The sequence below is a fragment of the Halomicronema sp. CCY15110 genome, assembly GCF_016888165.1.
In the GTDB taxonomy this organism is placed as follows: domain Bacteria; phylum Cyanobacteriota; class Cyanobacteriia; order Phormidesmidales; family Phormidesmidaceae; genus Halomicronema.
On record NZ_JACSWC010000403.1, the window covers coordinates 1 to 12948 of the forward strand.

Annotated in this window: 8 protein-coding genes; 5 read left to right on the forward strand and 3 right to left on the reverse strand. The window is 55.7% G+C overall.

Annotated features, from left to right (window positions below; genetic code table 11):
- On the forward strand, window positions 1–572 hold a 572-nt coding region (locus JUK32_RS20960), incomplete at its 5' end, for a tetratricopeptide repeat protein (RefSeq protein WP_204140820.1).
- Between the two features lie 246 nt (window positions 573–818).
- Here JUK32_RS20960 and JUK32_RS20965 read toward each other — a convergent pair.
- Window positions 819–2693, reverse strand: a complete 1875-nt coding sequence (locus tag JUK32_RS20965; protein WP_375541594.1) for a heavy metal translocating P-type ATPase — start codon at window positions 2691–2693, stop codon at window positions 819–821.
- A gap of 478 nt (window positions 2694–3171) precedes the next feature.
- Here JUK32_RS20965 and JUK32_RS20970 point away from each other — a divergent pair, with 478 nt between their 5' ends.
- The gene (locus tag JUK32_RS20970) at window positions 3172–3693 is read left to right on the forward strand and encodes a pentapeptide repeat-containing protein (protein ID WP_204140822.1); all 522 of its coding nucleotides are present in this window, start codon (window positions 3172–3174) and stop codon (window positions 3691–3693) included.
- 179 nt (window positions 3694–3872) lie between these two features.
- On the opposite strand, the gene pruA is transcribed toward JUK32_RS20970, so the two are convergent.
- The gene (gene pruA, locus JUK32_RS20975) at window positions 3873–6875 is read right to left on the reverse strand and encodes an L-glutamate gamma-semialdehyde dehydrogenase (RefSeq protein ID WP_204140823.1); all 3003 of its coding nucleotides are present in this window, start codon (window positions 6873–6875) and stop codon (window positions 3873–3875) included.
- 384 nt (window positions 6876–7259) lie between these two features.
- Here pruA and JUK32_RS20980 point away from each other — a divergent pair, with 384 nt between their 5' ends.
- Window positions 7260–7688: a universal stress protein gene (locus JUK32_RS20980; protein ID WP_204140824.1), complete on the forward strand. Its 429-nt coding sequence runs from the start codon at window positions 7260–7262 to the stop codon at window positions 7686–7688.
- Between the two features lie 1175 nt (window positions 7689–8863).
- The gene (locus JUK32_RS20985; RefSeq protein ID WP_204140825.1) at window positions 8864–9058 is read left to right on the forward strand and encodes a hypothetical protein; all 195 of its coding nucleotides are present in this window, start codon (window positions 8864–8866) and stop codon (window positions 9056–9058) included.
- A 148-nt stretch (window positions 9059–9206) separates the two neighbouring features.
- On the opposite strand, the gene JUK32_RS20990 is transcribed toward JUK32_RS20985, so the two are convergent.
- Window positions 9207–10808: a sodium:alanine symporter family protein gene (locus JUK32_RS20990; protein WP_204140826.1), complete on the reverse strand. Its 1602-nt coding sequence runs from the start codon at window positions 10806–10808 to the stop codon at window positions 9207–9209.
- Between the two features lie 1123 nt (window positions 10809–11931).
- Here JUK32_RS20990 and JUK32_RS20995 point away from each other — a divergent pair.
- A complete protein-coding gene (locus tag JUK32_RS20995; RefSeq protein ID WP_239112913.1) occupies window positions 11932–12849 on the forward strand; it encodes a sulfotransferase in 918 nt (305 codons plus the stop codon).
- Window positions 12850–12948: the final 99 nt, after the last annotated feature.

A 12948-nucleotide genomic window follows, 5' to 3' on the forward strand; every position in this document is an offset into this window, starting at 1 on the left:
AGGCCGCCGAACCGCTGTATCAAGAAGCGCTGGCGATGCGGCAAGCGCTGTTGGGCGATCGCCATCCGGATGTCGCCACCAGCCTCAACAATCTCGCCGCACTGTATCGATCGCAGGGCCGTTACGAGGCCGCCGAACCGCTGTATCAAGAAGCGCTGGCGATGCGGCAAGCGCTGTTGGGCGAGGCCCATCCCGCTGTCGCCACCAGCCTCAACAATCTCGCCGCACTGTATCGATCACAGGGTCGCTACGAGGCCGCCGAACCGCTGTATCTGCAAGCCCTACAAATTGATATTGCGGCACTGGGCGAAGACCACCCTGATACCGCTATCGATGTGGTTAACCTGGCAGTGCTATACACAGTGCTCGAACGCTTTGCTGAAGCCGAGCCACTGTATCTACAAGCAATTCACGTATTTGATCAACGGCTCGGCGAAAGTCATCCCAATACCCAAACCGTTTACAACAACTTTGTCGGTTTCCTTCGCCGGGTCATCGAGTCGGGGCAAACCGATCGCCTCTCCGATCATCCCACCACCCAAGCCCTGCTCCAGCAGCTCCAGCAGTCTTAAATCTCACCGGAGGCCCCCGGTCCCTGGGTCGTGCCTTCAGGAGATCAGGCCATCTGGCAGGGACCGGGTGCCGGGAGCGATCGGTGGGGCGCGAGGGGACGGGTCCCTGTCGGCTCAACCGGAAAGCTCAGGTATCAGCCAAGGGACCCGTCCCCTGATGGGGGTGATTTTTGAGGCGCGAGGGGACGCTTCCCTGGATCAATGCCTGGATATTCTGGTTGAACCGCCAGGGAAGCGTCCCCTGATCTATCCATGAGCGGAGTCAGACCGCAGCACCCGACTGGCATTGAGAATCGCGAGCAAGGCCACCCCCACATCGGCAAACACCGCTTCCCACAGAGTCGCTACCCCGATCGCTCCCAAGGCAATGAACAGCGCTTTCACCCCCAGAGCAAAGGCGATATTTTGCCAGACGATGCGGTGGGTGCGGCGGGCGATCGCGATCGCCTCCCCCACCTTCGACGGCGCATCGATCATGATCACCACGTCCGCCGTTTCGATCGCCGCATCGGAACCCAGGCCCCCCATGGCGATGCCCACATCGGCCCGCGCAATCACCGGGGCATCGTTGATGCCATCCCCCACAAAGGCCACCTTGTGCTGCGGGTCAGAGCGCCGCGCCAAAATCGCTTCCAGGGCCGCCACCTTATCTTCGGGCAGCAGCTCCGCCTGCACGTGGTCGATGCCCAGTTGTTGGGCGATCGCCTGCGCCACAAAAGCGCTATCCCCGGTCAGCAAATGAGTCTGGATGCCTTGAGCCTGCAAAGCCCGAATCGCCGCCGCCGCGTCCGGCTTCAGTTCATCCGCAATGTGAATCCGCCCTTGATATTCACCATCCACCGCCAGGTGGGCAATGGTGCCATCGGTGAAGCATTCGTCATGGGGAATCGCCTCGCGATGCAGCAGGCGATCGCTGCCCGCCAGCACCGTTTGCCCATTCACCTGGGCGCGAATGCCGTGTCCGGCAATTTCTTCATAGTTCTGGATGCCGGACTCGTCGATCGCCCCATCGAAGGCGCGCCGAATGGACTGCGCCACCGGATGGGTGGACTGCGATTCCGCCTGGGCGGCGAGGGCCAGCAGTTGGCGATCGCTCATGCCATGGTGCGCCACAATGTCAGTGACCTGAAAGTTGCCCTGGGTCAGCGTTCCCGTCTTGTCAAACACCACCGTTTTCACCTGGGTGAGGGCATCTAAATACGTCGCCCCCTTCACCAAAATGCCCTGCTTGGCCGCCGCCCCAATGCCGCCAAAAAAGCCCAGCGGCACACTAATCACCAACCCACAGGGACAGGAAATCACCAAAATCACCAGGGCGCGATAGCCCCAGGTTGCCGCTGTCGCCCCCGGCACGAGGAGCGGCGGCAGTAAAGCGACCGCCAGGGAAAGGAACACTACAGCGGGGGTGTAAATCTTCGCAAACCGAGTGATGAATTTTTCGGTCTGGGCCTTTTTGCTGCGGGCATTTTCCACCAGGGCCAAAATGCGGCTGATGGATGACTCGCCAAAGGGACGAGTGACGCGCACCGTCAGCGTACTCGACTGGTTCACCATCCCCGCTAACACCGGCTCGCCCACCGCCACCGATCGCGGCACCGATTCCCCCGTCAGGGCCGATGTATCCACCCGCGACGTGCCCGTGAGCACGTCACCATCCAGCGGCACCTTTTCCCCCGGTCGCACCCAAATCACGGCTCCCACCGGGACGGTCTCCGGGTCAACAGCCGTGAGGGTGTCGCCCGTCTGCAGATTGGCCGTGTCGGGCCGCACCGCCAGCAGCGCTTGAATGGAGCGCCGCGATCGCCCCACCGCCAAGCCCTGCACCAGCTCGCCCACCTGAAAGAACAGCATGACGCCGACGGCTTCGGGCAGCTCTTGAATCGCGATCGCGCCCAGGGTGGCGATCGTCATCAAAAAGTTTTCGTCAAACCAGCGGCCCCGCAGCACATTGCGGCCAGCGGTGGTCAACACGCCCCAGCCGCAGAGCAAATAGGCGGGCAGCAGCACCGCATATTCCGCAAGGCCCCCCGGTGTGGCTTGCAGAGCCTCGTTAAACACCAGACCGATGACCAACAGCGGCACCGAAATCAGGATCGGGCTGAGCTCTCGCCAGAGATTCATCGCTGCAGGACTGTCGCCACAGCCACAGGCCTGGGGGGCCACTGCGGAAGATGAGGCACTCTCCCGATCAGCGGCCGCCGGGGCTGTACAACAGTCGCGATCGGGCGTTTTCTGCTGGGCCATGTGAGCGTTGGCGACTGGGACAGAGTGACGAGAGCAATCGTGGCCGTGCGTATCTGACATCTTGGGAGTCCGATAGACAACTGAATATCTGAGTTGACGTTCAGGTATTGCTTGTCATGATAGCAGCTGTTCTGGCGGCGCTTATCAATGGCGTGAGTAACCCGCTCTCTGTCGGTAAAACAAGCGGCAAACCGAGGCGACCAACTTCATCCCGCCGAACAGCGGACAGGGCCACCCGTTCTGGTCACCCGTCGGGGGCCAATTTTTGTGTTTCAGGATTTGTCGGGAGACCCTTCTACGAAGGCAATTCGCTAACGTTACACTGTGAAAGACTTTAGCGACGACGATAGTTTAAATGAGCGTGATTTCCACTTATTGCCGAGGTTTTGGGGTTGTTTTAGCCACCGCCAGTGTTGTGATGATCGGGTGCTCTCGCCCAGAGACGGGGGGCGATGCCGCCAATGCGATCGCCCAAGCCCAGGCCGGAGAGTGCTTGGACTGCGACCTGTTGGGGGCCGATTTGGCAGGCCAAAGTTTGAAGGACGCTAAATTCAACCGCTCCAACCTCAGTAACGCCAAGCTAGCCGGGACTGACCTGAGCAATGCGCTGATGGACAGCGTTGACCTACAAAATGCCGACTTGTCGAACGCGAACTTAACGCAAGCGGCGTTGACGACGGCCAACCTGACAGATGCCAATCTCAAAGGCGCTGATTTGAGCGGGGCGTACCTACGGGGAGCCAACTTGTCCGGCACAGACTTCACTGACGCCAACCTGACCGGCGCGAACCTCGCCAGCACCAACTTAGAAGAAGCCGTGTTAGACGGAGCCACCTTGGAGGGTGCCACCCTGCCCGAAGGATTCACCGCGCCGTAAAAGTAGTTAACGCCAGCGGTCTCGGTGAGGCCGTGGGTGCGTGGATGGGTCGCTGAGTATGCTCGCTAGTGGACAGCCGAGACCGCTGTTCCAACTGAATAATTCCTTATCTCTGAGCCGTTCCAATCGTGGCGTCGGGGAACGCGGTTAAGCGCTCCCCGGCTCCTGATTAGGGGTTGCTAGTCATCGACCCCGGCGATGGGCGCGAAGCCCTGACGCTGCACGTTTTCGCTCACATGGCGCGGCTCTAAAAATTGCAGCAAATAGTCCGGCCCACCAGCTTTGGAGCCGACGCCAGACATCTTGAGCCCCCCAAAGGGATGCCGCGACACGATCGCGCCGGTGATGCTGCGGTTGATGTACAGATTGCCCACCACAAAATCGGTTTGCACCCGGTCAATGTGCGACGGCGTGCGGGAATAGAGACCGCCCGTGAGACCGTAATCGGTGTTGTTCGCAATGGCTAAAGCGGTGTCAAAATCCGGGGCCTTAATCACGGCTAGCACCGGGCCAAAGATTTCCTCTTGGGCAATCACCGCGTCGGGAGCGACGTCAGTAAAGACCGTGGGCGGAATAAAGTAGCCCTGCTCAGGAGCCGACAGAGACAGGGCCAACGTCGCCTCTTGCTTGCCCGTTTCGATGTAGCTCAGAATTTTTTCCTGGGCCTTAGCGTCGATGACGGGGCCAACTTTGGTGCTCGCCGCTGCGGCATCGCCCACATGCAGCGATCGCGTCGCTTCAATCAGCCGATTCAAGAAGGTTTCATAAATCGCCTCAACCACAATCACGCGGGAGCAAGCCGAACACTTTTGCCCGCTAAAGCCAAACGCCGAATACACGACGCCCTGCACCGCCTGATCGAGATCCGCACTTTCATCCACGATGATGCCGTTTTTGCCGCCCATCTCCGCGACCACGCGCTTCAGATGCTTTTGCCCGGGCTGCCACTGCGCCGCTTTGGCATAGATTTCGCACCCGACGGCCCGTGAGCCCGTAAAGGCAATCATATGAATATCGGGATGCTGCACCAGATGCGCCCCCACCGTGGCACCGATCGCGGGCAAGAATTGTAGCGCCCCGGCGGGAATGCCCGCTTCGTAAAGGATTTCGACAATTTTGGCGGCAATGACGGACGAGTTTTCAGCGGGCTTCAGCAGGGTACAGTTGCCCGCCACTAGCGAGGCCACCGTCATGCCTGTCGTAATGGCAAACGGGAAATTCCAAGGGGAAATGACGACGGTCAGGCCGCGCGGAAAGTAGCGGTAGCGATTGGTTTCACCGGGATAGTCATAGGCGTAGCCCGCGTCGAGTCGTTCCATTTCATCCGCGTAGAAGCGGCAAAAGTCGATCGCTTCCGACACTTCTGGATCGGCCTGTCCTAGCGGCTTTCCGACTTCGAGCACAATCCAGGCATTGAGTTCGGCCCGGCGCGACTCCATGAGGTCAGCGGCGCGGCGCAGGATGGCGGCCCGTTCCGCTGGCGGCGTCGCGGCCCAGTCGGCCCAGGCCGCTTTGGCTCCGGCGATCGCGGCATCGGCCTGGGCTTGACTGGTCAACCCCACCTTGCCAATCAACTGCGACGGGTTTGAGGGATTCACCGAATCCAAACTAGTGTCAGTATTCACCGCCTCACCATTGATGATGGGACGGTAGCGCTGACCGAGCTGCTGGCGCACCGTCTCCATGGCCTCAGTGGCGGCATCCCGTTCAGCCGCGATCGCATAATCGGTATCCGCCGAATTTTCAAACGGGGGAGCCCATTCGCCCCAGTCTTCCGGTTCCCCAGCCTCGACCGCCTGATCTTCGGGCGCAAACTGAGGGGCAGCGAGCAAATCTTCCACCGAGGCGTCTTCCAGGTTTTGCCGCAAAAAGGAGCTGTTCGCAGTATTTTCCAACAGGCGGCGAATCAAGTAGGACATGCCGGGGATCAGTTCCCCAAAGGGGGTATAGACCCGCACACGATACCCTTTATCCGCCAGAATTTTCGCCAACTTGTCCGCCATGCCGTACAGCACTTGCAGCTCAATGTTGCGTTTGGGAATCTTCAGTTCCTCCGCGATCGCCATGGCATAGGCCTGCGATCGCACATTGTGACTGCCAATCGCGGCGTAGAGATATTGATGATTTTCCAACAGTAGACGTGTCATCTGCTCAAAGTTGGCATCGGTCGACACCTTTTGGCTGTAGACCGGGGTGGGCCAGTTATTTTGCCGCGCCAGGATGGTTTCCTGATCCCAATAGGCCCCTTTGACCAGGCGGACGGTGACCGGCGTGCCCCGCTGTTTGGCCCAGGCGACCAACCCTTCTAAATCCTCATAGCTGTCGCGCAGATAGGCTTGCATGGTGACGCCCAGGTCATCGCGATCGCGGAATTCCGGCTCCAGCAGCAGATCTTTCAGAATCGCCAGGGTCAGATCCTTATACTCGTACTGCTCCATGTCGAAATGCACCATCACCCCCAGCTCGGCTGACCGCCGGAGCAAGGTGCGAATGTGCTGACTCACTGCCTGCCGACTGCCCTCAGCATCGAGCGGATCGAACTGAGAATAAAAAGCGGTCAGCTTCACTGACACTTGCACTTTAGACAGGGGGTGATCCCCCGCGCGGTCAATCGCGTCCACGGTTTTCCAATTTTTGGCCGCTGCTGAGAGCTGCGCCATCAAGTCCAAATAGCGATACAGATAGGCTTCCGCTTCCGCCTCGGTAATCACCGCCTCCCCCAGCAAATCCATGGTGAAGGTAAGTTTGTCCTTCCGCATCCGCTCGATCGCTTTGATCGCCTTGTCCATGTTCTCGCCCGAGATGTAGCGATAGGCGAGGGTTTCGACCGCTGGAGCCACCGTGGTGGCAGCCAACTGCCCCGGCATCGAGTCCGGATTGGTGAAGTTCAGCAAGCTCTTCAGCGCCCCGGGCAATTCCACCGCATCGGCAGACAGATACTCTTGCAAGTGACGGGCAATTTCGGGCTTGCTGCGCAGAGCGGGCAGCGCATCAATGAAGCGAAAAAGCTGCACCTTCAACCCCGGATTGTCCATAGCGAAGTCCATAATCTTGTCGTCCCAGCGCATTTGGTCGCGCATCTGGGCGAGAAAATTTTTCTTTTCCCGAGTCGCCATCAGCAAACCATTGGCGATCGCTAGCGTCTTAGTTTCGTAATCAGGCTTTTGCAGTTGGGTAACCATATTTTCTGTGTGGAAATTTCAATTACAGAGTTTGAATGAAACTGATTACAGCCTAACGTCTGAGCAATCAGATTACAGCCTTGGCAATTTGTAAGTTTTAAGAAGTCATCACCAATCAACACCATCACAATCAGCTTACAAACCAGCCACCGTAAAATGATTGAAAGTCATGTCACGAGAGATTGGCCCTGCCAATTTCTGATTCCATGGCTTAGTCCGACATTTTGTTAACAATCGATACATGATAGATTCTTGATGAGCCTTAAAATAGGAATGTAGAAGCGCATATAACTTAATATTTGCTTAACTACAAATTCAAAAAAATCTTCATCGAGCTAGCACTGCTCAACATCTGCGTTCAAATAGTTATGAGAGGATTACATAATGCCCTTGTTTTCTAGCGAAAACGTTCTAGTTCCCATTGACTTCTCCGATGAAGCCATGAAGGCACTCAAAGACACCTTGGAATTTGTCAAAGATCCCGCCAAGGTTCATGCGTTATACGTATTGTCTCCTCTCGAAGCAACCGATCCTGGTGTCGTTTGGCAAACGGTTGACGACAATACCCGCATCGCCAAAATCCGTGAAATGTACACCAAACATTTTCCAGAAGAGATTTATCAGAAGATTAAATTCACGGTGGAAGTGGGAAATCCCAGTTCTGAGATTATTGACTACGCCCAAAGCAACGGCATGGACTTAATTGTCATTCCCTCTAGCGGTAAGACGGGCTTATCCAGATTTTTCATGGGGTCAGTCTCAGAAAAAGTGGTGCGGTTCTCCCACTGTCCAGTACTAGTCATTCGCCATTAGCCAAGAGGCCGATTGAGCGAGTTTTGCAACAGCGCATCCCAAGTTTTTAATCCATCAAGGATTTAGGACAGGCATCTCGTTCGTGAGCAGACTTCACACGACAAACTTGGGATGCACTTATTTCCAAATGACGGATATTAGCCTCTATCTGGTCAAGTCTCTGCCTGCTTCAGGCTTGAAAGAGTTTGTCCCCGCGATCGCTCGCGGGGTAAGCCCACTTAGCCGCCATTTTCCTTAATAATTGCACCTCCGAAAGTAAATTGTTTTTCATGCAGCGGAGTCTGGCTCAATCGCCAGATGCCGCTATTTTTATATATTTTATTTTTTATATATTTTATATAGTCAAAAAGTATCCAGTTCGCTCGGCGTAAATCATCGGCCCGTTGTGCCCCTCCACCTAAAATTCTTTCCCAAAAAGTGAAGGACTTCCGTCTAGTTGCCCCTCGCCCATTTACCAAGGGGACGACGGGGGACAGACGCGGATCGATTTTCCGCCGGGTGGATAGATCTCTAATGCAGTGGACTCTAATTCAGCGGCTGGAATCGAGCCCTAGAACGACCAAGTTCCCCCCATTGATGCTCGCTGCGTACTCTCTCACTTGATTGGCGCGGTGAAGTCTGCTCTAGTCATCGCCGTGTGGTTTTGGTTCGAGCGGCGATCGCAGCGCGCGACCCAAGGAGAGCGATCGCCTCCGGCCAAACCCGAGGAGAGGATTTCCCCCTAAATGATGTCTCGCTGTGCTCGTTTAGGCTATCGACACCAGCGCTAGATACGGCTTCAGCTCATCATTCCCACAGTTAACGATCACAGTCGACATTTTTGCCGACCAGTACAGTTGCAAAAACTCAAACTGTATCCGAAACAATTTACCGGGATTGCCCCTGTGCATTCCTGGGCGGATTGCCGAAAATCAAGGTGTTGTCACTGATTCACTAAGACCGCATGAACATCACTCAAAGCCGCTATGAGTGCCCCCGCTCCTGGCTGATGGCTGGGTGTGAAGGGGGCAAACTGGCAGGCGTCAATCTGACCACTGTTGCCAATATCACTAAGCCATGACGTAAGTATGTAGCTTTTGCATAGTTGCCATCGACCAGAGTGTTTGTTCTTAAAAGTAGGGTTTTTTAAGATCAAGACAAGTCAACAAGAGAACCCAATATTCAAGGAGCCAGTTATGTTTTGGCTTTCAATTTCTACCCATGCTCCAGAACTGAGAGGCTTAGCCCCTAAAACCTTGCCGTGGAGCTTTTTACAAACTTTTTGGCAATTTTGCCAATCCTACGGTGAATATCAGTCGCTTCCTCCCAGTCAACGTCGTCGCTTCATCATTGAGAAAGAAACTTGTCAAGAAATGGACTCTCACTCCTAAGGGCAACCTGGCGGCAAGTCGCTCAACTGATGAGTGGATTCTGGTGCAAGGAGAAGATTCGGCCACAGCCATTAAAAACCTGACTAGCCGAATTTTCTCCCTGTCAGACTCGGCGGCTCGTTAACCGTTGCCGCCAACTGTCCCAAATCTATTCAGAAGGGGTGCTCGCTGTCGCGAGTTCTTCATAGGTCGGCATCTGTCCCGACTTCAACCGTTGCCAGTAGTCCTTCAAATCACCCGCCAACTCGTTCGACAAGATATAGCAGCCCACCAAGTTGGGGAAGGCCATGCCCAGCAGCATCAAGTCGCTAAAGTCGATGATGAGGCCCAGGCTGGTCAAGGTACCTAAGAAAGTACAGGTCACGTAGATCAGCTTGAACAGCAGAGTGCTGCGCTCACCAAAGAGATATGTCCACGCTTGGATGCCGTAGTAGCTCCAGGAAATAATCGTGGAAAAGGCAAACAGGCAAACGGCAATACTCAGGATAATGGGGAACCAGCCGATCACAGATTCAAAGGCGCTGGAGGTCATGGCGACGCCGCTTAAGGTGTCACCCGTGTCTTGGTAGACCCCGGTCAAAACGATCGCGATCGCAGTCATATTACAGATCACGATGGTGTCGATAAAGGGCTCTAGCAGAGACACCATGCCTTCACGAATGTGCTCATCGGTACGGGCCGCAGAGTGAGCGATCGCTGCCGACCCTACACCCGCCTCGTTTGAGAAAGAACTCCGACGAATCCCCTGCACCATCACACCGACCAAACCACCAGCCACCGCCGTGGGCGCAAACGCTTCGCTGATGATGGTGCCGATCGCAGCGGGCACTTGACCAATATTCACGATGATGACAAAAAGACAGGCGATCGCATAAATCGCCGCCATCGCGGGGACGAGCTTTTCCGCCACCGCCCCGATCCGGCGAATACCGCCGATAATCACAAAAGCCGACAGCCCCGCCAGAATCAAACCAAAAATCCATGCTGGCAAGCCCGGAATCAAGCCACTAATGGCCGCATAGGCCTGGTTTGACTGGAACATATTGGCCCCGCCCAAGCTGCCACCGATGCAGAGAATGCAGAAGAGCACCGCCAAACCCTGGCCCACGGGCCGCATCCCCTTCTCCGAAAGGCCCCGGGTGAGGTAGTACATCGGCCCCCCCAGCACCGTACCGTCGTCTAGGATGCGACGATACTTAACGGCTAACGAGCACTCGACAAACTTGGTCACCATACCGAGGAATCCAGCCAAAGTTAGCCAGAACATGGCACCCGGACCACCCAGTTGAATCGCCACGGCCACCCCAGCAATGTTGCCCAAGCCCACGGTGCCAGAGACCGCTGTTGCCAGTGCCTGGAAGTGAGAAACTTCTCCTTCGTCATGGGGATCGTCATACTTGCCCTGCACCACATCGATCGCGTGCTTAAAGCCGCGCAGGTTGATAAAGCCCATGCGCAGCGTAAAAAATAGGGCGGCGACAAACAGCCACAGCACAATAAAGGGGAAGCCGTTTTCTCCGCCAATCTTGAAGAACAGCAGGGTGGCCATGACGTTGACAATGGGCGCGAAGATCACATCTACCCCTGTCAACGTCTCATCCTGGGCGAGACCGGGTCGGGCCAACAAAACCAGAAAAATGCCTGCCAGGGAAATTACCAGCAGGGGATTCCGGGGATTCAACAGCTTCGACAATAGTCTCGGAAAAGCGGCATCAGCCTCCGAGTCAGGGTGCCGTTTTACATAACTCATGAGAATCTCTCGTATAACAAATATCAAACATTCAGCACGACGATTTCACCACCTGGCAACTGCTTAATCTCCCAACACAAGCACATTTAAAAAACGCTTTTGGGAACCCTCTATTTCCATGCATAAAAACAGTTCATCGCTTAAATGAACCGGCTGGGCTGAGTAAAAACAGCGGGTGGCAACTTCCTAGGCAGCCGAGAAGACACCTTCCTGATCAGCCTAGAAGAAACCGATAGTCAGGACTAAGCAGGCAACTCTACCCACGCGATAATTGTGAGCCCAGGTGCGAGGGTACCTCGTCACCCACTCAGAAAACTGTGGGTAGTCCACTGGGGTCTAGGAACGATAACGAACTGTCATCCTTCCAAACGTGCCGATAAAACACGCTTTTAATTACAAAGTTCCAGGTAGGCCGAATAATGCTCCTAGAACACGGCTGAACCCAAAAAAATGAATCAGGTTAGACCCAATGGCGATGCGGTGGCTTAATTACGACACAGCATAGAGAGATATTTATCGTTTTATGACTTCTTTGCTGTTATTTTCGACACGTTGAGCCCTTGGCCCAGTCACCCGAAATATTACTAAATCGGCGGCAGCTCGACTGCGTAATCACCCCAGTATGAAAGGCTATTGGCGATGTTGCCCGACATCAAAAAACACGAGTGATTAGTTTATTTAATCGTTGCAATAAAAAAAACGAAAGTCGAGCCGGATGGGAGCATGTCAGGTTTGCCGCCCTCATTGACACCGGCCTCAGGCCCAGTGACGGTTGTGGTATACCGACTTGCCCCTGGCTTGGATGGCTCATGATGTGGGCGGTGCGCGCACGGCTGCTGGAGGTGCGACTGGTGTGGCAACGCGATCGCCCCCTGCGACCCAGGCGGCAACTCATAAAACCGTTTGAACCCATGCACTAACCGCCAGTAAAGTTTTCTTAAGGTCCTGGTAAAGGCACCTTTGACCTGTTCCCCCTCGGCTGTTTTGGGCACTATTATTTGAGCGTTCAATCAAAATATTTCACCGAATGCGGTGCCCCTTGAGCCGCTTTGTCGGGGGCATCACCGTTATGTTACGGGTGCATTGATAACCATGATTTTCCGTCGTCCTTGCCAATTCGCAGATGGGCCGCCCTCGCCCCCCTGCCCTAGCGGGCCAAAGCCGGGCACACGACCTGACTGGGGCGGCGCTCACCATGCTCACTAAGCAGCTGATTTACGTCACCGGGCTACCCCGTGCGGGTTCCACCCTGCTCTGTCAACTGCTGGGCCACCACCCCGACATTTACTGTACCGGCCACAGTTCGCCCCTGTGCCCCACCCTGGTGGGCCTGCGGCAGCACCTCAGTAATGACGACTTTCTCCGCGCCCAGCTCGATGTCGAGTTTGACCTCGTCTATCAGCGGCTGATGAATGCCTTTCGCGGCTTTATGAATGGCTGGTTTGCCGAGTCGGACAAAGCCTGGGTAGTGGACAAAAATCGCGGCTGGCTGCACCACCTGGAAACCGTCGCCCAGCTCGACCCCGACTTTCGCATGGTGGTGTGTGTGCGCGAACTGGGGCAAATCGTCGGCTCCGTCGAAGCGCAACACCAAAAGACGATCTTGCTCGACTTTCCGGATCATTCCGCTAGCCTCAGCCGCTATGGCCGCGCCGATAAGTTACTCGGCCCCGAAGGTGTCGTGGGCTCGCCCCTCCGTTCCCTCGAAGCGCTGCAAGATCTCGACCCCGCCTTGCAAAATCGCCTCTATTACCTGGTATTTGAACACCTGATGCAAGAGCCTGTGCAGACCATGCAGGGTCTCTACACCTGGCTGGGCCTGCCCGCCGCAGACTTTGACCCGCAAAATCTCACGGTAACCCCCCACGAAAGCGACAGCTACTACCGCTTTAAGTTTCCCCACGCCACCCGCTCCCAGATTTCTCCCCCCACGCCCCATGCGGTGCCGCCCCGCATTCAGCAGCAAATTCATCAAAACTTCGCCTGGTTTTACCAAATCTTCTATCCCGGTTTGCTCCCCCAGCCAGAAAATTCTTCTTAGCCACGCCCTCTTGTCCCTCTCCTCTTGTCCCTCTCCTTTTTAAGGCTACTAAGTACACACAAGTCATGTTGTAGTAGGATGCTGCCAGAAAACATGGGG